Origin of the sequence: Nonomuraea sp. NPDC050383, assembly GCF_044459125.1 — a bacterium.
In the GTDB taxonomy this organism is placed as follows: Bacteria; Actinomycetota; Actinomycetes; order Streptosporangiales; family Streptosporangiaceae; genus Nonomuraea.
The window spans coordinates 1-20,627 of the sequence record NZ_JBITIP010000007.1; the positions used below are offsets into that span (position 1 = coordinate 1).

Sequence of the window (20,627 nt, forward strand, 5' to 3'; positions counted from 1 at the left end):
GGGGGGGGGCGCCGCTGGGGGGGGGGTGTGTCGGTCGGCGCAGGTGGGCTGGGCCGGGTGGTCCGCGCCGGCCGCCGCCCGGGGGGGGGGGGGGGGGCCCCGGGCCGGCGGGTCAGCTCGCCTGGCTGACCGTCGACATGTTGAAGTCGGGCACCCGCAGGGCCGGCATGACCGCCCGGGTCCAGTAGTCGTTCCACTCCCGGGGCAGCGTCTGCCCGCTCGATCCCACCTCCGACACGCGGCCGAGCAGGTCCACCGGGCTCTCGTTGAACCGGAAGTTGTTCACCTCGCCCACGACCTCGCCGTCCTCGACGAGGTAGACGCCGTCACGGGTCAGCCCCGTCACGAGCAGCGACTGCGGGTCCACCTCGCGGATGTACCACAGGCAGGTCAGCAGCAGGCCGCGCCGCGTGGAGGCGATCATCTCCTCCAGCGACCGGCCGCCCTCGCCACCGGTCATGATCAGGTTGCCGATCGACGGCGTCACCGGCATGTCGCTGAGCTGCGCGGAGTAGCGGGTCTGCGGCAGCGCCTCCAGCCGCCCGTCCCGCAGCCACGCGGTGGGCTCCAGCGGCAGGCCGTTGTCGAACACCGACGCCTCGCGGCTCGGCCCGTGCGCCACCACGAACGGCGCGCACTCCAGCCCCGGCGCCGACGGGTCGCCCGCCAGCGTGATCGGCAGCTCGGCCAGCCGCTCGCCCACCCGGGTGCCGCCGCCCGGCTTGGAGAACACCGAGCGGCCGTCGAGCGCGTCCCTGGCGCCCGCCGACCAGTACATGTAGATCATGAGGTCGGACACGGCGCTCGGCGGCAGCAGCGTCTCGTAACGGCCCGCCGGCAGGTCGATCCGGTTCTTGGCCCATTCGAGCCGCCGGGCCAGCGACGAGTCGAGCCCCGTCACGTCCACGTCGGAGAAGTCGCGCGTCGCCACGCCCGTCCACGCCGACCGCTTCAGGTCGGCCGACTTGGCGTTCAGCTCCAGCCGGCCCGACGGCTGGTCGTGGCGCAGCCGCAGCCCCGCCGACGTGCCCAGGAACGTCGTCGTACGGGAGTGCTCGGCGAAGCCGTACAGCTTCCTGCCGCCCGACTCGGCGGCGGCGAACGCCTCGCCCAGCGCCGGCGCGAACCCCTCGAACACCCCGATGTCCGTGGGCGTCACCGGCTCACCCCACGACGGGCTGGCCGGCACCCCCTCGACCAGCGGCCGGGCGTCCTCGGCCGGCCGGGCCTCGCGCGCCGCCCGGTCGGCCGCCGCCACCACGTCGGCGAGCTGGCCGGGCCGTACGGCGGCGCGGGACACCACGCCGACGCCCTCGCCCACGACGGAGATCACGGTCAGCCGCGACGAGTGGGCGACGCCGTTGGTGGTGAGGGTGTTGCCCGCGAAGCGCAGGTTGGCGGTGGAGCTCTCGTCGGCGAGCACCATGCAGCCGTCGGCCCCCGACAGCTCCAGGGCCCGCTCCACCATGTCCTGCGGCGAACCGCCGGTGATGCGCTCGCTCACTTCTTGCCACCCTCCTGCACGGTGTTGAGGATCCGCACGCCCCGGAACAGCGCCGAGGGGCATCCGTGGCTGACCGGGGCGACCTGCCCCGGCTGGCCCTTGCCGCAGTTGAAGGCGCCGCCGAGCACGTACGTCCCCGGCCCGCCCACCGCCTCCATGGACTGCCAGAAGTCGGTCGTCGTCGCCTGGTAGGCGAAGTCGCGCACCTGCCCGGCCAGCCGGCCGCCGACGATGCGGTAGGCCCGCTGCCCGGTGAACTGGAAGTTGTAGCGCTGCATGTCGATCGACCAGCTCTTGTCGCCCACGATGTAGAGGCCGTGCTCCACGCCCGCGATCAGCTCCTCCGTGGACGGTCCGTCCGGGGCCGGGGCGAGCGAGACGTTGGCCATGCGCTGGATCGGCATGTGGCCGGGCGAGTCGGCGAAGGCGCAGCCGTTGGAGCGGCCGAACCCCTTCAGCAGCGCCATCCGCCGGTCGAGCTGGTAGCCGACCAGGATCCCGTCGCGCACGATGTCGAACGACTGCCCCTGCACGCCCTCGTCGTCGTAGCCGATCGTGGCCAGGCCGTGCTCGACCGTGCGGTCACCGGTCACGTTCATGACCGGCGACCCGTACACCAGCTCGCCGAGCTGGTCGAAGGTGGCGAAGCTGGTGCCCGCGTAGGCCGCCTCGTAGCCGAGCGCCCGGTCCAGCTCCGTGGCGTGGCCGATCGACTCGTGGATCGTCAGCCACAGGTTGGACGGGTCGATCACCAGGTCGTGCTCGCCCGCCTCGACCGACGGCGCGGCCAGCTTCTCCGCCAGCAGCTCGGGAAGCTGCGCCAGCTCGGCCGCCCAGTCCCAGCCGGTGCCGGTCAGGTACTCGTAGCCCCGGCCGACCGGCGGCGCGATCGTCGACATGTCGTCGAAGCCGCCGCCCGCGGCCTTCATCGCGTTGAGGACGGGATGCAGGCGCACCCGCTGCTGCGTGGTGACCGTGCCGGCCGAGTCGGCGTAGAACTTCTGCTCCTTGACCTGGAGCAGCCGGGCCGAGACGTGGTCGGCCCCCTTCATCAGCTCCGCCGACCAGTCGGCCAGCAGCGCGACCTTGTCGGCCGACGGCACCGTGAACGGGTCCACCTCGTACGAGGAGACCCACGTCACCTCGCGGTGGGAGGGCTCGGGCGCCAGCTCGATCGGCTCCCTGTTGATCGGCGCGCTCACCTCCGCCACGCGCACCGCCTGCTCGGCCACCGCCGCGGCCGCCTCCGGGGTGAGGAGGATGCCGGAGGCGAAGCCCCACGTGCCGCCCTTGACGACACGCACGGCGTAGCCCAGGTCGTCGGCGTCCATCGCGCCTTCGAGCCGGGCGTCGTAAAGGCTCATCGACTCGGCCCTGACGCGTTCGAGCCGGAAGTCGGCGTGCTCGGCACCCAGGTCGCGGGCGCGTTGCAGGGCGGCGTCCGCCAGCTGCCGCAGCGGCAGCTCCAGGAAATCGGGGTCCATCTGGCGCATGTCCACGATCCTAACCCTGTGATCTTGTCTGCCCCGGACAAGCGCATACCAGCCGGTAGGAGATAGCGTCAGGTCCCATGGCACGCTCTGTACTCGTCACCGGGGGCAATCGCGGCATCGGCCTCGCGATCGCCCGAGAACTCGCCGCGGCCGGCGACGCCGTCGCGGTCACCTACCGCTCGGGGGAGCCCCCGGAGGGGCTGTTCGGCGTCCGGTGCGACGTGACCGTCATGGCCGACGTCGAGGCCGCCTTCGACAAGGTGGAGGCCGAGCACGGGCCCGTCGAGGTGCTGGTGGCCAACGCCGGCGTCACCAAGGACACCCTGCTGGCGATGATGAAGGAGGACACCTTCACCGACGTCATCGACGCCAACCTGACCGGCGCCTACCGGGTCGCCAAGCGGGCCATCCGGCCGATGATGAAGCTCAAGCGCGGGCGCGTCATCCTCGTCTCCTCCGTCGTCGCCCTGTCCGGCTCCGCCGGCCAGACCAACTACGCCGCCTCCAAGGCCGGGCTCATCGGGTTCGGCCGGTCCATGGCCCGCGAGTACGGCTCGCGCGGCATCACGGTCAACGTGGTCGCGCCCGGCTTCGTGCGGACCGACATGACGGCCGGCCTGGACGAGGAGGCCATCATCAAGAACATCCCGCTCGGGCGGCAGGCGTCGCCGGGCGAGGTCGCGCGCGTCGTCCGCTTCCTGGCGAGCGACGACGCCTCCTACATCACCGGGGCCGTGATCCCCGTCGACGGCGGACTTGGAATGGGGCACTGACGTGGGCATTCTCGAAGGCAAGCGGATCCTCGTGACGGGGGTCCTGACCGACGCCTCCATCGCGTTCTCGGTGGCCAAGCTGGCCCAGGAGGAGGGCGCCACGGTGGTGCTCACCGGCTTCGGCCGGCTCAGCCTGGTCGAGCGCATCGCCAAGCGGCTGCCGCACCCCGCCCCGGTGCTGGAGCTCGACGTGCAGAGCACCGAGCACCTCGACACCCTGGCCGACCGGGTCGGCGAGCACGTCGACGGGCTCGACGGCGTCGTGCACTCCATCGGCTTCGCCCCGCAGACCGCGCTCGGCGGCAACTTCCTCAACACCACGTGGGAGGACGTCTCCACCGCCCTGCACGTGTCCACGTACTCGTTCAAGTCGCTGGCCGTCGCCTGCCTGCCGCTGATGAAGGAGGGCGGCGCGGTCGTCGGCCTCGACTTCGACGCCACCAAGGCGTGGCCCGTCTACGACTGGATGGGCGTGGCCAAGGCCGGCCTGGAGTCCGCCTCCCGCTACCTGGCCCGCGACCTCGGCAAGCAGGGCATCCGGGTCAACCTCGTCGCGGCCGGGCCGCTGCGGACGATGGCGGCCAAGTCGATCCCCGGCTTCAAGGAGTTCGAGGACAGCTGGCCGGAGAAGGCGCCGCTCGGCTGGGACCTGGGCGACACGGTGCCGGCGGCCAAGGCGTGCGTCGCGCTGATGTCCGACTGGTTCCCGGCGACGACGGGCGAGATCGTCCACGTCGACGGCGGCGTCCACGCGATCGGCGCCTGACCGCCCCTCCATCGGGCCGGCCCCCCGCCGGAGAGGTCCCTGTCCAGGCCGGCTCGTCCTCGGGCCGGTCCCGCGTCAGGCCAGGCGGTGGCGGCCGTTGGCGGCCGTCGACGGCTCGAACGGGATCGAGTCGGCCCGGTCCGCCCGCTGCCGCCGCTGCTGCACCACCCGCGTGGCCGCCACCGCCGACAGCAGCAGCGCGATCGTCAGCGCCGTGCCCAGCACGTCCGAGGCCGGGGTGCTGGGCCGTACCACCTGCTGGTCGCGCATCGGCGCCGTCAGCTCGCGCACGAGGGGCTGCGGCCACAGCAGGTCGATGCGGGCCTCGTCGGGGTCGGCCTCCGGCTCCTCGCCGACCCGCTCCTGCCGGGTGTCCATCAGGTACGGCTGGCTCTCCGGCTGCCTCGCGGGGCGGGTGGGCGCGGCCGTGGGCACCGCCGCGTGCTGCTTGTCGTCCTTGCGCTGGCGGGCCGTACCGGAGCGCGTCGGCTGCTCCGGCTGCCCGGTGCGCCGTTCGGCGGGCGGGTGTTCGGTGGCGCGCGGCGCGGGCGTCACGCCGTCGTCGTGGACGCTCTGGTCGTCGCAGGCCAGCACCGGCAGGCAGACGTCCGTCAGCTTCTCGGGCAGCAGCGTGGTGGTGGCGGACGGCTCCGGGTCGGCCTTCCTGGCCTGGCCCGGCCTGGTCGTGGGCACGGCCTCGCCGACCTTGCCGAGCACCTTGCCCGTGGTGTCGTCCACCGTGTCGGTCAGGCCCTTCGCCCTGCCTCCGGTCACGGCGTCGACGGTGTCGGTGACCTTGCCCACCGTGTCGCAGAGCGTGCCGGTCACCCCGCCGAGTAAGCCGCCCCCCTGGGGGCAGTCGTCCGCGGCGGCCGGCCCCGCGAGCGTGACCGTGAGGGCCACGGTGACCGCGGTCGCCGCCAGTGCCGTCGCCAGGACACCGGCCGCCGTCACGGTCCTGCTCCCCATCGGTCCGTCCCCTCCCGCATCGCCTTGGATTGAAATCTTTACGGACATCGCCGCCGAGACGCAGGTGTTTTCCGCCAAAGTTGCGATTCGGTATCGACTAGTGATACGCGAGCCCGACTCCCGTTCAGCCGGTCAGTCCAGGGACGAGACGTCGTCCAGGGCCTCGCGGATCTCGCGGGGCAGCACGACCTCCTCCGCCGCCAGTATCCCGGCCAGCTGCGCCCGGGTGCGGGCCCCCACGATCGCCGAGGCCACCCCGGGCTGGTCACGCACCCACGACAGCGCCACGGCCAGCGGCGACACGCCGAGCCCGTCGGCGGCCGTCATGACCGACTCCACCACCCGCCGGCTGCGCTCGTCCAGGTACGGCCGGACGAAGTCGGCGAAGTGCGGCGTCGCGGCCCGCGAGTCGGCCGGTATGCCGGTGCGGTACTTGCCGGTCAGCACCCCCCGCCCCAGCGGCGACCAGGCCAGCACCCCGGCGCCCACGTGGTCGGCGGCCGGCAGCAGCTCCCGCTCGGGCTCGCGGGCCAGCAGGGAGTACTCGGCCTGGGCGGAGGTGATCGGCACGCGCCCCGGGACGGAGCGCTGGGCGACGCCCGCGGCGGCGAGCTGCCAGCCGGTGTAGTCGCACACCCCCGCGTAGACGGCCCGGCCGGAGGAGACGATCGCGTCGAGCGCCGCGAGGGTCTCCTCCAGCGGCACCTCCTCGTCGTAGGTGTGGAGCTGCCACAGGTCGACGTAGTCGACGCCGAGCCGGGCCAGTGACTCGTCCACGGCGGCCACGAGGTGGCGGCGGGAGGCGTCGCGGGGCCGGCGGCCGAGCGGCGTCACCACGGCCTTGGTGGAGATCACCAGCTCGGAGCGCGGCACCGTGTCGCGCACCAGCCGGCCGAGCAGCCGCTCGGCGTCGCCGCCGGTGTAGACGTCGGCCGTGTCGACGAGCGTGCCCCCCGCGTCCATGAAGGTGCGGAGCTGTGCCGAGGCCTCGTCGGCGTCGGTGTCCCGCCCCCAGGTCATCGTGCCGAGCCCCACTCGGGACACCGACAGGCCGCTACGGCCGACATAGCGCTGCTGCATGATCCCGCCAGGTTACCGTCCGGGCCGGGGAAAAACCGTGATCCCGGCCTGCGACACTTGGTTCGTGACCACGCTGCTTCTGGCCCGCCACGGCCTCACCGCCCTCACGGGGCCCGTCCTGGCCGGCCGCACCCCGGGGGTCCACCTGAGCGACGAGGGCCGGCGGCAGGCCGAGGCGCTGGCCGGCCGCATCGCGGGCGTGCGCCTGGACGCGGTGGTCTCCAGCCCGCTGGAGCGGTGCGTGGAGACCGCGACGGCCGTGGCCGCCGATCGCGCGATGGCCGTGAAGACCGACGACCGGTTCGTGGAGTGCGGCTACGGCACGTGGACCGGCCGCCCGCTGAAGGAGCTGGCCGAGGAGCCGCTGTGGCGGGTCGTGCAGGCCCACCCGAGCGCGGCCGTCTTCCCCGACGGGGAGCCCATGGCCGACGTGCAGCACCGGGCGGTGGCGGCGGTGCGGGAGTGGAACGCGCGCCTGGGGGAGAAGGCCGTCTACCTCGTGTGCAGCCACGGCGACGTGATCAAGGCGATCGTGGCCGACGCGCTGGGCCTCCACCTCGACCAGTTCCAGCGGATAACCGCTGATCCGGCCGCCCTCACTGTGATTCGATATACCCCCTTGCGTCCCTTTCTCCTCAGGCTTAACGATATGGGGGAATTGCGGCTCCCCGAGGATTCGGAGGAGAAAGACGGGGGAGAAAACATCACCGGGAGCGATGCCGCCGTCGGCGGCGGACCCGGGACCACGTAAGGTCAGGCTATGCCGGTCTTCGACTACGACCCACCAGAGAGGTTCGTGGCCGGTGCCCTGGGGCAACCGGGCGCCCGAGCCTTCTTTCTGCAGGCCAGAGCCGAGGGCAGACTGACCACGGTCGCGCTGGAGAAGCTCCAGGTCGCCGCGCTCGCGGGCAGGCTCGACGAGCTGCTCGACGAGGTGCTGCGGCGCAGCGGGGGCACCGCGCACGTGCCGGCCCTCGCACCCGCCGACCTCGCCGACGACGACCCCCTCGACGTTCCGCTCTCCGAGGACTTCCGGGTGGGCACCATGGCGCTCGCCTGGGACCCCGAGACCTCGCAGGTGGTGATCGAGGCGCAGGAGATGGTCGAAGAGGAGGACCTCGACGTGCCCGATCCCGCGGTGCTGCGGGTCCACATCAGCGCCGGGGCCGCGCGGGCCTTCACCGCGCGCGCCCTGCGGCTCGTCGCCGCGGGGAGGCCACCCTGTCCCCTGTGCGGCCAGCCCCTCGACGCCGAGGGGCACATCTGTGTCCGGCTCAACGGCTACCGCGGGGGTGAGGCGGCCTCATGAGCGCCCCGGAGAGCGAGCCCGCCGTCAGGCACTCGCACACGCCGGTCATGGATGAGGAGAGCGCGCTGAAGCTCCTCCGTGACGGGCGCCTCGACGTGGTGGGGCGCCTGGTCGAGGCGACCAACCTGACGCTCTACTGCTCCGTCACGCTCGCCGGGCAGACCGTCGCCTGCGTCTACAAGCCCGTACGCGGGGAGCGCCCGCTGTGGGACTTCCCCGACGGCACCCTCGCGGCCCGAGAGGTGGCGGCCTTCGAGGTGTCCCAGGCGACCGGCTGGCAGATCGTGCCGCCGACCGTCTACCGCGACGGGCCGTTCGGCCCCGGCATGTGCCAGCTCTGGATCGACACCGAGCGCGAGATCGACCTGATGCGGCTGGTGCGCAGCCGCAACCCGGTGGTGCGGCGGATGGCGGTGTTCGACGCCGTGGTCAACAACGCCGACCGCAAGGGCGGCCACCTGCTGCCGCTGCCCACCGGCCACGTGTACGGCGTCGACCACGGCGTCTGCTTCGCCGCCGAGGACAAACTGCGCACCGTGCTGTGGCAGTGGCGCGGCAAGCCGCTGGCGCGCGAGGCCGTCGCCGTGCTGGCCAAGCTGGAGCGCGACCTGGAGGCGGGCGCGCTCGGGCGCCGGCTGCGGGAGCTGCTCACGCAGGCCGAGGTGGAGGCGACCTGGCAGCGGGTCAGGCGGCTGCTCGACACCGGCGTCCACCCGTCGCCGTCGGAGGACTGGCCCGCCATCCCCTGGCCGCCCATTTAGCGGCGTTCACTACTCTTTGCCTCATGTGCACCGTGATCGTGAAGACAGGGTGGCCACTGACCCTCCTGTTCGTGCGCGACGAGTACGCCGACCGGCCCTGGGAGGGGCCGGGCGAGCACTGGCCCGACCGCTACCCCGGCCTGATCGGCGGTCGCGACCTCAAGGCGGGCGGCACCTGGCTGGCGCTCCACCCCACGGCCCACCGCGCGGCCGCCCTGCTCAACGGCTGCGGCGTCACGGCTGCCGAGGCCACCCGGGTCTCCCGCGGCGACCTGGCCCTGCGCGCCGCCGCCACCGGCACCCTGCCGGGCGACCCGCCCCGTGCGGACGTCCCCCCGGAGGTGAGCCTGTCCGAGGCGGACCTCACCGTGTACGACCCCTTCTTCCTTCTCCTCGCCGAACCGCCGGGAGCGCGGCTGGCCGGCTGGGACGGCGAGCGGCTGACCGTCACCCGCGTGCCCGACGGCACCAACATGATCGTCAACGCGGCGGGACTCGACCCCGCCCATCCCCGCGTCGTCGCCAACCTGCCGCGCTTCCGGGCCGGTGACTGGCGCGTCCCGGGGGAGGAGGCGCCGTCCGCCGATCCCGAGTCGCTCCTGGTCCGCCACGAGACGCCCGAGGGCAAGATCCTCACGTCGCTGTCGGCCATGCGGGTCACGCTGGCGGCCGGAGATGTGACGTACGACTTCACGGACTTGACCGCCGAACGGGACAGATAGGCTCGAAGCTATGAGATCGTGGTCCGCCCCGAACGTCCCCAAGCTGCCCGGTCAGAGCGTCCCGCTGCGGCTCCACGACACGGCCACCGGGCAGGTCCGCCCGACCGATCCCGGCCCCACGGCCCGGATGTACGTGTGCGGCATCACCCCCTACGACGCCACCCATCTCGGTCACGCCAACACCTACCACGCCTTCGACCTGGTCGGCCGCGTGTGGCGCGACGGCGGCCACGACGTCCACTACACGCAGAACACCACCGACGTCGACGACCCGCTCCTGGAGCGCGCCGAGCAGACCGGCATCGCCTGGCAGGACCTGGCCGAGCGGGAGATCGAGCTGTTCCGCACGGACATGGAGGCGCTGCGCATCGTGCCGCCCCGCGAGTACGTGGGCGTCACCGAGGTCGTCGGCCGCGTCGCCGAGCTGATCGCGTCCCTGTCCGCCAAGGGCGTCACCTACGAGCTGGACGGCGACGTCTACTTCAGCTCGGCCGACGCCCCCAAGTTCGGTCAGGTGTCCGGGTACGGCGAGAACGAGATGCTGGAGCTGTTCGGCGAGCGGGGCGGTGACCCCGACCGGCCGGGCAAGCGCCACCCGCTCGACTGGCTGCTGTGGCGGGCCGAGCGGCCGGGCGAGCCGGCGTGGGACTCGCCGCTGGGCCGGGGCCGGCCCGGCTGGCACATCGAGTGCACCGCGATCGCGCTCGACCACCTGGGCGCCGGCTACGACGTGGCCGGCGGCGGCACGGACCTGATCTTCCCGCACCACGAGTGCGGCGCCTCGGAGGGGCACGCGGCGACCGGCGAGTGGCCCTTCGCCAAGTTCTACACCCACGCCGGCATGGTCGCCCTCGACGGCGAGAAGATGTCGAAGTCCAAGGGCAACCTGGTGTTCGTGTCGCGGCTGCGCCGGGAGCACGACCCGATGGCCGTCCGGCTGGTCCTGCTGGCCCACCACTACCGCGCCGACTGGGAGTACACCCCGGAGCTGATGGAGCGGGCGGAGCGGCGGCTGGCCCGCTGGCGCGAGGCGGTGGCGCTGCCGTCGGGGCCGCCCGCCGACGAGCTGCTGGCGCTGGTGCGGGAGCGGCTCGCCGACGACCTCGACGCGCCGGGCGCGCTGGCCGCCATCGACGCCTGGGCCGAGCGGGCGCTCGCGGGGGAGCGGGCGCTCGTGGGGGAGGGGGCCGACGCCGGAGCGCCGGCCCTGGTCCGCGACCTGTCCGACGCCCTGCTCGGCGTCGCCCTCTAGCGGAGGCCCGTCCGGCTCGGACGGGGATGCCTCACACCAGGAGGCGGCGTGACGGGATGATCTCGGCCGACATGTTGCGCTCCATCATGCGCAGCGCGGCCCGGCCGAGATCCCCGTGGACCGGCGCCACGCAGTCGGGCGGCACCACCACGTCGAACTCCCGCACGTACGCGTCCAGCGCGCTGTAGAGGACGCACTGCTCGGTCACCTGCCCGGCCAGCAGCACGGTGCCGATCCCGCGCTGCCGCAGCATGTGCTCCAGGGCGGTGCCGTAGAAGGCGCTGTGGCGCACCTTGGCCAGGAACGCGCAGTCCCTCGGCGGCACGATCGGCCGCACCAGGTCGGGCCGGCGCCCCTTCAGCGCCCGCGTCACGAGATCCTCCCGGGTGGCGGCGAAGTCGCCGTAGTTGTCGTTGACGTAGATGAGCTCCACGTCGTCGCGCCGGTGCGCCCGCCCCGCCAGCTCGGCGAGCTTGGGCACGATCGGCTCCACCCCGTGCACGAGCCGGTCGGCGTCCTCGTGCTCGTACGGGTTCAGCATGTCGAGCACGATCATCGCGATTCCCGGCATCCTCGGACCACCACCCCCCGACGCCACGCTCAGGCGCCCAGCCGCTCCAGCTTGCCGTGGCCCGCCAGCTCGGCGGCGAACCAGTCGATGGTCCGGCGCAGCCCCTCCGCTGCGGGCACCGCGGCCCGCCAGCCGAGCCGCTCGGCCGCCAGCGTCGTGTCCGGCCGGCGCACCATCGGGTCGTCGGCCGGCCGTTCGATGAACTCGATCGGCGACGACGACCCGGTCAGCTCCTTGATCAGCGTGGCCAGCTCCAGCATGGTCAGCTCGCCGGGGTTGCCGATGTTCACCGGGCCGGCGAAGTCGCTCCCGGCCATGGCCAGGATGCCTGTGACCGTGTCGTCGACGTAGCAGACGGACCGGGTCTGCCCGCCGTCGCCGGTGATCGTGATCGGCTCGCCCAGCAGCGCCTGCCGGATGAAGGTCGGGATCGCCCGGCCATCGAAGGGCCGCATGCGCGGGCCGTACGTGTTGAAGATCCGCACGATGCCGGTGTCGGTGTCACGGGAGTGCCGGTAGGCGGTCGTCAGCGACTCGGCGAAGCGCTTGGCCTCGTCGTACACGCTGCGCGGCCCGACCGGGTTGACGTTGCCCCAGTACGTCTCCTTCTGCGGGTGTTCCAGCGGGTCGCCGTACACCTCGCTGGTGGAGGCCAGGATGAACCGGGCGCCCTTCTCCCGTGCGAGCCCCAGCGCGTGCAGCGTGCCGACGCTGCCCACCCGCAGCGTCTCGATGGGGTAGCGGAGGTAGTCGGCGGGGGAGGCGGCCGAGGCGAAGTGCAGCACCAGGTCCAGCCGGTCGGGGACGTGGACGTACCCGGTCAGGTCGCACTCGATGATGCGGAACTGGGGGCGGTCGATCAGATGCTCGACGTTGCGCGGCCCGCCGGTGAGGAAGCTGTCCATGCAGATGACCTCGGCTCCCTGGCCGAGCAGGCGTTCGCACAGGTGGGAGCCGAGAAAACCGGCTCCACCGGTAACCAGAGCCCTCATGACGTGACCTCCATCACGGCCTCGACGACTTCGGAGACTTCGATCCGCAGCAGCCCGGGGTCGACCCGGTCGCCGTGCGGGTCGCCGGGCAGCCCGGCCCACAGCGCGACGTGCCGCCAGCCGGGCGGCGGCCCCCACCACGCGGGCGGCACCGGCCCGAACAGCACCACCGACGGCACGCAGAACGCGGTCGCCAGGTGCCCCACGCCCGTGTCGCCGCACACGACGAGCCGGGCCCGGCCCACCAGGTCGATCAGCCCGGCCAGGTCGGTGCGGCCGGCGAGCACCCGCCCGGCGGGCAGCCCGGCCAGCTCCGCCACGCGCGCGGCGATGGCCTCCTCCTCGGCGTTGCCGGTGACGACGACCTCGCCCACGGAGCCCTCCAGGGCCGCGGCCACCTGCGCGAACCGCTCGGGCGGCCAGCGGCGCGACGGGAAGGCGGCGCCCGGGTGGACGACCACGGGCCCGGTCCGGTCCGACACGCCCAGCGTCAGGTCCGACGGGTCGGCCTTGACGCCGTACCACTCCAGCATGTCGCACCAGCGCCGCACCTCGTGCACGCCCTCCCGCCACGGCGGGCCGTCGGTGTGGCTCAGCAGCCGCCCGGGCCGGGTACGGCGCAGCGCCTCGACGCTCTGCGGGCCCTTGCCGTGCAGGTTGACGGCCACGTCGGGCCGTTCGACCGGCACCGGGCCGGGACCCCGCACGTCGATCAGGTCGTCGACGGCCCCGGTCAGCGGGATGAGCGGCCGCAGCGCGGCCGGCGCCGCGAGCGTGATCCGGTGGACGGGGAACTCCTGGCGCAGCGCGCGCAGCGCGGGCACGGCCGTGAGCAGGTCGCCCAGGCCGAGCCCGCGCAGCGCGACGAGTTCTAGGGCCATGACGTCTCCGTCGAGGGGCACACGACCAGTTCCCTGACCTCGCACCCGGCGGGCTGCCCGAGCGCGAACACGATGGTCCGCGCCACGTCGGCCGGATCGTTCAGGCCCGCGTCGGGCCCGGGTTTGTACTGCTCCGGCCGGCCGTCGAAGAACGCGGTCCGCATGCCGCCGGGCACCAGGAGCGTCACGCCCACCTGCCCGGCCAGCTCGACGGCCAGCGCCCGGGTGAAGCCCACCACGCCGAACTTCGACGCGCAGTACGCGGTGGCGTCGCTGAGCGGCCGCAGCCCCAGCGTGGAGGCGCAGGTGACGACCTTGCCGCGCGACGTCCTCAGGTACGGCAGCGCCGCGCGCACGACCGAGGCGGTGCCCAGCAGGTTGACCATGATCACGCGGTCCCAGTCGTCGGCGGCCACGTCCTCCAGCCGCCCGCAGGCGTCGACGCCCGCGGCGGTGACCACGGCGTCGAGCCCGCCGGCCCGCTCGGCCAGCTCGCGCACGGCCCGCTCGGCCTCGGCCCGGTCGGACAGGTCGGCGACCACGTGATCGACGCCCTGCCCGGGCTCGCGCACGTCGGCGACCAGCGGCCGCCAGCCCTCTTTGGCCACGGCCTCGGCGGTGGCCAGGCCCAGGCCCGAGGCCCCTCCGGTGATGAGGACGTTCATGTGCTCTCCTTCTCGTGGCGGTTTCTCGTGGCGGTACGGCTCCCGCGCACCGCGGGAGCCCCGGCCGGCGCGGCTCAGCGGATCTCCCTGATGAGGTTGGTCGTGGAACGGCCCGGCAGGCTGCTGAGGACGACGATCTCGGCGCCGAGCCGGTCGAGGATCTCGGCCTCGGGCAGCACGTCGCCCTCGTAGTCGCCGCCCTTGACCCACACGTCCGGCCTGAGCCGCTCGATGGCCGCGGCCGGGGTGTCCTCGTCGAACACCAGCACCGCGTCCACGCAGGCCAGCGCCCGCAGCACCTCGACCCGGTCGCGGACGTCCACGATCGGGCGGGTCGGTCCCTTGAGCCGGCGGACGGAGTCGTCGGAGTTGACGCACACCACCAGGGCGTCGCCGAGCGCGCGGGCCCGCCGCAGCAGGCTGACGTGGCCGGCGTGCAGCAGGTCGAAGCAGCCGCCGGTGGCGATGAGCCGCCCGCCGTACGCGCGGGTCAGCTCGGCCACCTCCAGCGCGGTGCGCGGCCGGTCGCCGAGCTCCTGCTCCTGGGTGCGGATGGAGGCGGCGCCGCCCCGCTCGACGAAGCGCGACGCCTCGCCGACGCCGATGGTGACCGCCTCCTCCACGCCGGAGCCGTCGCGCAGCGCGAGCGCGGAGGCGGCGGCCAGCCGGTCCCCGGCGCCGCACACGTCCTGCCCGGAGGCGGACACCGGCGCCGGCACCTGGGTGAGCGCGCCGCCCTGGCGGGCCAGCGCCGCGCCCCGCACGCCGAGCGTGACGGCGACGGCCCGCGCCCGCAGCGAGCGCATGAGGTGGCGGGCCGCCTGGTCGGGGCCCTCGTACGGGACGTCGCACATGAGGCGGGCCTCGGCCTCGCTGGGCGTCAGCAGCGCGCACCCGGGCACCGGCTCCTGGCCGAGCGGGTGCGGGTCCCACACGAGCGGCACATCCAGCCCGCGCAGGGCCTCGCGCACCGCCCGGGCGACGCCCCGGCCGTAGTCGGACACGAGCACGGCCCCGGCCTGGCGCAGCGCCGCGGCGACCTCCTCGCCCGCCGCGTGCCGGGCCCTGCCGTCGCCGGAGTCGACGCGCACCAGCGTCTGCCCCCGCGCCCGGACGCGGGTCTTGCGCACGGTGTCGCCGCGCAGCGGCAGCCGCACCAGCTCCACCTCGCCGGCCAGCAGCCCGCACAGGCGCCGCCCGTCCTGGTCGTCGCCGATCGCGGTGACGAGCACCACGTCGGCGCCGTCGCGGGCGGCCAGCAGCGCCGCCAGGCCGGCTCCTCCCGGCCGGGAGTGCTCGGCCTCGACGTCGACCACGGGGACGGGCGCGTCCGGGCACAACCGGTCCGCCACGCCCTCGACGTCCACGTCCAGCAGGGTGTCGCCGATGACGACGAGCGGACCGCTCACAGCGCCTCCTCGACCGCGTCGCAGAGCAGGTGGATGAGGGCGAGATGCACCTCCTGGACCGTCGCGGTCTCCTCGGCGGGCACGGTGACGGCCTCGTCGCACAGCCCCGCCAGCGGGTTGGGGCCGGGCCCGGTCAGCGCCCAGGCGAGCATCCCGCACTCGCGGGCGGCCTTGGCGGCGGCCAGCACGTTCGCGCTGCCGCCGCTGGTGGACAGGCACACGAGCACGTCGCCCTCGCGGCCGTGGGCGCGCACCTGCCGCGCGTACGCCTCCTCGGCGCCGTAGTCGTTCACGATCGCCGTCAGCGACGAGGTGTCGGCGTGCAGCGGGATCGCCGCGTACGGCGGGCGGTCGGCGCGGAAGCGGCCCACCAGCTCGGCCGTCAGGTGCTGCGCCTCGGCCGCCGAGCCGCCGTTGCCGCAGGCCAGCAGCCTGCCGCCGGAGCCCAGCACCCCGGCCAGCTTGCCGCCCCACGCGCGGACGACGGCCGTGTGGCCGTCGACGCGCGCCAGGGTGGCGCACAGCTTCTGCAGATGCGCGTCCATGGCTCACCCTCCCAGCGCCGTGAGACGGCACAGCCTGCCGTCGATGACCTGCGTGTACACGGCCTCCGTGCGCTCGGCGACGCGCGGCCAGCCGTACCGTTCGCGCGCCCTGCGCGCCCCGGCCGCGCCCATCGCGCGGCGCCGGGCCGGATCCGCCAGCACGTCCTTGAGCGCCCTGGCCAGGGCGCGCGGGCGGCGGGGCGGCACGAGCAGGCCGCATCCGGCGACGGTGTCGAGGTGGCCGCCGACGGCCGAGGCGATCACCGGCACGCCGCACGCCATCGCCTCGACCGGCGCCATCCCGAACGGCTCGTACCACGGCACCGTCACCAGCACGTCGGCCGAGCGCATGAGCGCGGGCACCTCGTCGCGCGGGACGCTGCCGACGACCCGCACCCGGTCGCCGAGGCCGCACCCGTCGGCCAGGTCGCGCAGCCGTACCGCCTCCTCGTCGTCCACGCGCCCGCCGGCGATCACCAGCTCGGCGCGCGGCAGCAGCCGCATGGCCTGCACGACGGTGTCCACGCCCTTGCGCGGCACCAGCCGGCCGATGCTGAGCACCCGCGCCATCCGCCCGCCGCCCGGGGCTCCCGCGCCGTCCCAGGCCCAGGAGGCGCCGGAGGGTGGCGCCGACGGGCCGTCGGGGCGGAACACGCCGGTGTCCACGCCGCACGGCACGATCGCGATCCGCTGCTCGGGCACGCCCATCGCGCGCAGCTCGTTCACCTCGTCGCGGCAGGTCGCGAGCACGGCGTCGGCGCTGCGGCCGATCTGCCGCTCGGTGTCCACCCGGTGGGCCGGGCTGGTGTCGGCGGCGCCCTGCCAGCGCCGCTTGACGGTGCCGAGCGCGTGGAAGGTGTGCACCACCGGCACGTTCCCGGCGGCCCGCAGCGAGGCCTGCCCGCTCATCCAGAAGTGCGCGTGGATGACGTCGGGCGGCTCCTCCTCCCATCGCGCCGCCAGGCGCGCGGTGAACTCCGGCATGTACGGCGGCAGCTCGTCCTTCGGGACCGGCGCGGCCGGGCCCGCGGTGACGTACTCCACGCACACGCCCGGAGCGATCACGACGCGGTCCGGCTGGTCCGGGCCCCAGCGCCGGGTGTGGACGACCACCTCGTGGCCGCGCGTCCCGAGAGCTGCGGCCAGGGCAGCGACGTAGACGTTCTGCCCGCCGGCGTCGACGCCGCCGATGGCCGCGAGCGGGTCCGCGTGCTCCGAGACCAGGGCGATTCTCACTGGTTCAGCTCCCTCACTGCCTTGACGACCTGCTCACTGGTCACCTGCGCCAGACAGGGATGGCCGGGCACCGGGCACACGCGCGCCCGGGAGTCCCGGCATGGTGCCCCCTGGTCGCCGAGCAGGACCGTGGGGACCCGGTACGGGGCCCACCGCGCGGCCGGGACGACCGGGGCGAACAGGCTGACGACCGGCGTGCCGACCGCCGCCGCCAGGTGGGCGGGGCCCGTGTTGCCGGCGACGAGCACGGCGGCGCCCTCGATGACGGCCGCGAGCTCCGCCAGCGTGGTCGCGCCGCCGAGGTCCACGGCCGCCTCGGGGGCCCCGGCCGCGACATGGGCGGTCAGCTCACGCTCCATGCCGGTGACGACGATCCGGTGGCCGTCGTCGGCCAGCTCCCGCACCGCCTCGCGGTTGCGCTCGGGCGGCCAGGTCCGGGCGGGCGCCGAGGTTCCGGGGTGCACGACGACGTACGGGCCGGGACCGAGGCCGAAGCGGGACACGTCCGGCAGCGGGCGGCGGACGGCGAGCCGGCCGTCGTCGCCGGGCGGCAGGTCGAAGCCGGCGGCGCGGGCCACGGCGAGCATCCGCTCCGCCTCGGGGACGTCCAGCCCCTCGTCGACGACGTGCCGCACGTCGAGCAGCGAGCCGGGGTAGTCGTTGCTGATGGCGCAGATCCGGCCCACCCCGGCCAGCCGCAGCAGCAGCGCCAGCGGCAGCGCCGACTGGTGGAACGAGGTGAGAATCACCGCCTCGTCGACGCCGCGGATCCGGCCGAGCAGGTCGTCCACGTCCTCCGGGGACACGGGCGGCGGCCGGTGGTCGATCCACGGCGCCTGCCACACGATCACCCGGTCCACGCCGGGCAGCAGCTCGGCCGCGGCCCGGCCGCGCGGCCCGGCGAGCACGGTCACCTCGCGCGCGTGCGCGCTCACGGCCCGGACGGCGGGGCCGGCCAGCAGCACGTCCCCGGCGTCGTCCAGCCGCGCCACGAGCACCCGTCCGCTCATCGCCGCACCTTCCATTCCCCCCGCAGCCGGTGCGCGCAGGCGACCGGCGGGATCAGCACGCTGGTGACGGCCATCCGCAGCACCTCGCGCGGCGTCCGCGGGCCGGGCGCGATCCGCGCCCAGGCGAACTCGGCGGTCAACGCCGCCCACCCCGCGCCCGCCGCCGCCAGGAAGGCGGTGTCCGGCCGGCGGGCGCCCAGCAGCCGGGCCACGCCGAGGCCGGCGGCGGCCAGACCGAGGGCCGTGGCCGCGGCGTGGCGGCGCAGCCGTCCCCGCGCCCCGCCGATCGCCTCCCGCCACCCCGGCCCGTGCAGGCGCCGCATCAGCGCGTCGTCGGCGTTGCCCCGCTGGAAGCGCACGCTGGCCCAGAACCCGTCGTCGCGCACCGGGTGCACGGTCACCCGCTCGCCCCGCACCAGCCGGTGCCCCCGGCCGGTCAGGCGCAGCGCCAGGTCCGCGTCCTCGCGGTAGGCCCGGGGGAAGCGCTCGTCGAACCCGCCGACCTCCTCCAGCGCGGCCCGCCGGTAGGCGATGTCGGCGGTGATCCACAGCGCCCCGGCCAGGCCCGCCGTGTTCCGCTCGGCGTCGGTGGGTCTCCGGCCGGCGGGCAGCGGCACCCTGATCCGCCCCTGGCTGCCCGCGACCGGCGGCGACAGCCCGGCCAGGTCCTTCCACAGCGCCTCGTACCAGCCGGGCCCCGGCACCACGTCGTCGTCGAGGAAGGCCACCCACGGCGTCGAGGCCGCCCGCCAGCCCGCGTTGCGCGCGGCGGCGGGCCCCCGCCCGCCGGACCGCACGACCTTCACGTGCCCGGGTGTCACCAGCGGCGCCCCGTCATGTCCGGCCGGCCGATCGTCCACCACGACCACCGGCACGTCCGGCCCGAGCGCCGCGAGCGTCGCGCGCAGGCTCGGCCGCCCCACCGTGGGGACCACCACCGTGATCACTGAGCGAACACCTCCCGCCGCCGCACCAGGTACGGCCCGAGGGCGAGCACGTCCACCGGCGAGGAGCCGAAGCACTCCAGCGCGTCGCGCGGGTCGTCCACCATGGGCCGCCCGGCGGTGTTGAGGCTCGTGTTGACCACGACCGGAAGCCCGGTGCGGGCCTCGAACGACGACAGCATCCGGGCCAGCAGCGGCTCCGAGCGCGGCGACACCGTCTGCACCCGCGCCGTCCCGTCCACGTGCACCACGGCCGGGATCCGCTCCCGCCACACCGGGTCGACCTCGTGCACGAACAGCATGTACGGCGAGGGCACCGGCCCCCGCGTGAAGATGTCGCGGGCCCGCGACTCCAGCACCATCGGCGCGATCGGCCGGAACTGCTCGCGGCCCTTGACGTCGTTGAGCCGCTCGGTGTTGCGGGCGTGCCCCGGGTGGGCGAGCAGCGAGCGCCGGCCGAGCGCCCGCGGGCCGTACTCGGAGCGGCCCTGGAACCAGGCGACGATCCGGTCGGCGGCCAGCTCGGCCGCCACCGCGTCGGCCAGGTCGGCCGGCCGCGTGTACGGCACCCGCGCCACGTCCAGCCAGGCGCCCAGCTCCTCGTCGGTGAAGCCGCGACCCAGGTCGGCGCCGATCATGGGCGTGGCCCGCTCGCCGTACGCCTGCGCCAGGTGCAGGGCGCCGCCCAGCGCGGTGCCGGAGTCGCCCGCGGCGGGCTGCACCCACACCTCCTCGAACGGCCCCTCGGCCAGCAGGCGGGTGTTGGCGACGCAGTTGAGCGCCACCCCGCCGGCCAGCGCCAGGCGCCGCTCCCCGGTGCGCTCGTGCAGCCAGCGGACCAGCTCCAGCAGCACCTCCTCCAGCCGCGCCTGCACGCTCGCGGCGAGGTCGGCGTGGTCCGGCGTCCACGGCGAGCCCCTGGACAGGGCCTTGGCGTAGGAGTTCCAGTCGATCGGCTCGACCCGGAACCCGCCGTCCTCCGTGGTGCGGATCAGCTCGCGCAGCGACTCCAGGTGCCGCGGCCGGCCGTAGGAGGCCAGCGCCATGACCTTGTACTCGTCGCTGGAGCGCAGGAAGCCCAGGTGCTGGGTCACGTCCTCGTACATCAGCCCGAGCGAGTGCGGCAGCTCCTGCGCGGCGAGCACCTCCAGCTCGCCGTCGCGGTAGCGGCCCGCCAGGTGGGAGACGTTCTCGCCGCGGCCGTCGCACACGAGCACCGCGCAGTCCCGGAACGGCGCGGCCAGCCCCGCCGAGGCGGCGTGCGCCACATGGTGGGGGACGAAGCGCACCCGCGCCGGGTCCAGGCCGGGCAGGGCCGTGGCGAGGAAGTTCGGCGCGCGCACCGCGTACTTCGTGCGCAGGTCCTCCCAGTCGCCCTCGGGACGCTGGACGACCAGGGCCGGATCGTAGGAGTAGGCGACCGCGTCGAGATCCTCGGGGGACAGCCCGGCCTCGGTCAGGCACCAGGCGGCCGCCAGCTCCGGCAGCTCCCAGGCCGAGAAGGCGAGCGGCCGCTTGCCGTGCTTGCGGCGGCTGAACCGCTCCTCCTCCGCGGCGGCGACGATGCGGCCGTCGGCGACGACCGCCGCGGCGGGGTCGTGAAAGATCGCGTTGATGCCGAGAAATCTCATCTGGCTCCTCCCACCGGATGGAGAACCGCTACCGAGAGAAGCGACTCTCAAACATGCGGCATCGCCTGGAAGTGCGGAAACAGCCTGCTGGCTCTGCGATTGGTCACGCTCGGT

General features: G+C 74.5%; 21 protein-coding genes. 7 read left to right on the plus strand and 14 right to left on the minus strand.

Annotated elements, in window-relative coordinates; all coding sequences use genetic code 11:
- Positions 1–112: 112 nt before the first annotated feature.
- Both ACIBG4_RS18600 and ACIBG4_RS18605 read right to left on the minus strand, forming a co-directional pair.
- The gene (locus tag ACIBG4_RS18600) at positions 113–1,468 is read right to left on the minus strand and encodes a metallopeptidase TldD-related protein (protein WP_397203134.1); all 1,356 of its coding nucleotides are present in this window, start codon (positions 1,466–1,468) and stop codon (positions 113–115) included.
- Between the two features lie 32 nt (positions 1,469–1,500).
- Positions 1,501–2,997 carry a TldD/PmbA family protein gene (locus ACIBG4_RS18605; RefSeq protein WP_397202800.1) on the minus strand — a complete coding sequence of 499 codons (1,497 nt, stop codon included), beginning with the start codon at positions 2,995–2,997 and terminating at the stop codon, positions 1,501–1,503.
- Between the two features lie 77 nt (positions 2,998–3,074).
- Between ACIBG4_RS18605 and fabG the strand changes: the two genes are divergently transcribed.
- Positions 3,075–3,770, plus strand: coding sequence for a 3-oxoacyl-ACP reductase FabG (fabG, locus tag ACIBG4_RS18610; RefSeq protein WP_310709002.1), 696 nt, complete (start codon positions 3,075–3,077; stop codon positions 3,768–3,770).
- Between the two features lies 1 nt (position 3,771).
- Positions 3,772–4,536, plus strand: a complete 765-nt coding sequence (gene fabI, locus ACIBG4_RS18615) for an enoyl-ACP reductase FabI (RefSeq protein ID WP_310709003.1) — start codon at positions 3,772–3,774, stop codon at positions 4,534–4,536.
- Positions 4,537–4,611: 75 nt separating this feature from the next.
- On the opposite strand, the gene ACIBG4_RS18620 is transcribed toward fabI, so the two are convergent.
- The gene (locus ACIBG4_RS18620) at positions 4,612–5,505 is read right to left on the minus strand and encodes a hypothetical protein (RefSeq protein WP_397202801.1); all 894 of its coding nucleotides are present in this window, start codon (positions 5,503–5,505) and stop codon (positions 4,612–4,614) included.
- A gap of 132 nt (positions 5,506–5,637) precedes the next feature.
- Positions 5,638–6,585 carry an aldo/keto reductase gene (locus tag ACIBG4_RS18625; RefSeq protein ID WP_310709005.1) on the minus strand — a complete coding sequence of 316 codons (948 nt, stop codon included), beginning with the start codon at positions 6,583–6,585 and terminating at the stop codon, positions 5,638–5,640.
- A gap of 64 nt (positions 6,586–6,649) precedes the next feature.
- On the opposite strand from ACIBG4_RS18625, the gene ACIBG4_RS18630 reads away from it, so the two are divergent.
- The 5 genes from ACIBG4_RS18630 to mshC are packed head-to-tail and all read left to right on the plus strand — an operon-like array spanning position 6,650 to position 10,629.
- Positions 6,650–7,336 (plus strand): histidine phosphatase family protein, encoded by a 687-nt coding sequence (locus tag ACIBG4_RS18630; RefSeq protein ID WP_397202802.1) that lies wholly within the window; start codon positions 6,650–6,652, stop codon positions 7,334–7,336.
- 9 nt (positions 7,337–7,345) lie between these two features.
- Positions 7,346–7,894, plus strand: coding sequence for a DUF3090 domain-containing protein (locus tag ACIBG4_RS18635; protein ID WP_310709007.1), 549 nt, complete (start codon positions 7,346–7,348; stop codon positions 7,892–7,894).
- Positions 7,891–8,655 carry an SCO1664 family protein gene (locus ACIBG4_RS18640; RefSeq protein WP_397202803.1) on the plus strand — a complete coding sequence of 255 codons (765 nt, stop codon included), beginning with the start codon at positions 7,891–7,893 and terminating at the stop codon, positions 8,653–8,655. The genes ACIBG4_RS18635 and ACIBG4_RS18640 overlap by 4 nt, the downstream gene beginning before the upstream one ends.
- 23 nt (positions 8,656–8,678) lie before the next feature.
- Positions 8,679–9,377 (plus strand): NRDE family protein, encoded by a 699-nt coding sequence (locus ACIBG4_RS18645; RefSeq protein ID WP_397202804.1) that lies wholly within the window; start codon positions 8,679–8,681, stop codon positions 9,375–9,377.
- Between the two features lie 10 nt (positions 9,378–9,387).
- Positions 9,388–10,629 (plus strand): cysteine--1-D-myo-inosityl 2-amino-2-deoxy-alpha-D-glucopyranoside ligase, encoded by a 1,242-nt coding sequence (gene mshC, locus ACIBG4_RS18650; RefSeq protein ID WP_397202805.1) that lies wholly within the window; start codon positions 9,388–9,390, stop codon positions 10,627–10,629.
- 31 nt (positions 10,630–10,660) lie between these two features.
- Here the strand turns inward: mshC and ACIBG4_RS18655 are convergent, their stop codons facing one another.
- The 10 genes from ACIBG4_RS18655 to ACIBG4_RS18700 form a co-directional block, all read right to left on the minus strand.
- The gene (locus ACIBG4_RS18655) at positions 10,661–11,200 is read right to left on the minus strand and encodes an isochorismatase family cysteine hydrolase (protein WP_355440936.1); all 540 of its coding nucleotides are present in this window, start codon (positions 11,198–11,200) and stop codon (positions 10,661–10,663) included.
- A 29-nt stretch (positions 11,201–11,229) separates the two neighbouring features.
- Positions 11,230–12,192 (minus strand): UDP-glucuronic acid decarboxylase family protein, encoded by a 963-nt coding sequence (locus ACIBG4_RS18660; protein WP_310709012.1) that lies wholly within the window; start codon positions 12,190–12,192, stop codon positions 11,230–11,232.
- Positions 12,189–13,073, minus strand: coding sequence for a glycosyltransferase family 9 protein (locus ACIBG4_RS18665; protein ID WP_310709013.1), 885 nt, complete (start codon positions 13,071–13,073; stop codon positions 12,189–12,191). Before ACIBG4_RS18665 ends, ACIBG4_RS18660 begins: the two co-directional genes overlap by 4 nt.
- Entirely contained in the window at positions 13,064–13,738 is a 675-nt protein-coding gene (locus ACIBG4_RS18670) for an SDR family oxidoreductase (RefSeq protein WP_310709014.1), read from the minus strand. The genes ACIBG4_RS18665 and ACIBG4_RS18670 overlap by 10 nt, the downstream gene beginning before the upstream one ends.
- Positions 13,739–13,812: 74 nt before the next feature.
- A complete protein-coding gene (locus ACIBG4_RS18675) occupies positions 13,813–15,147 on the minus strand; it encodes a PfkB family carbohydrate kinase (protein WP_397202807.1) in 1,335 nt (444 codons plus the stop codon).
- A complete protein-coding gene (locus tag ACIBG4_RS18680; RefSeq protein WP_310709016.1) occupies positions 15,144–15,692 on the minus strand; it encodes an SIS domain-containing protein in 549 nt (182 codons plus the stop codon). Before ACIBG4_RS18680 ends, ACIBG4_RS18675 begins: the two co-directional genes overlap by 4 nt.
- A gap of 3 nt (positions 15,693–15,695) precedes the next feature.
- Complete coding sequence (locus tag ACIBG4_RS18685; protein WP_397202808.1) at positions 15,696–16,928, minus strand: glycosyltransferase; 1,233 nt, start codon at positions 16,926–16,928, stop codon at positions 15,696–15,698.
- The gene (locus ACIBG4_RS18690; RefSeq protein WP_310709018.1) at positions 16,925–17,938 is read right to left on the minus strand and encodes a glycosyltransferase family 9 protein; all 1,014 of its coding nucleotides are present in this window, start codon (positions 17,936–17,938) and stop codon (positions 16,925–16,927) included. The genes ACIBG4_RS18685 and ACIBG4_RS18690 overlap by 4 nt, the downstream gene beginning before the upstream one ends.
- The gene (locus ACIBG4_RS18695) at positions 17,935–18,885 is read right to left on the minus strand and encodes a glycosyltransferase family 2 protein (protein WP_397202809.1); all 951 of its coding nucleotides are present in this window, start codon (positions 18,883–18,885) and stop codon (positions 17,935–17,937) included. Before ACIBG4_RS18695 ends, ACIBG4_RS18690 begins: the two co-directional genes overlap by 4 nt.
- Positions 18,882–20,513 (minus strand): carbamoyltransferase, encoded by a 1,632-nt coding sequence (locus ACIBG4_RS18700; RefSeq protein WP_397202810.1) that lies wholly within the window; start codon positions 20,511–20,513, stop codon positions 18,882–18,884. Before ACIBG4_RS18700 ends, ACIBG4_RS18695 begins: the two co-directional genes overlap by 4 nt.
- Positions 20,514–20,627: the final 114 nt, after the last annotated feature.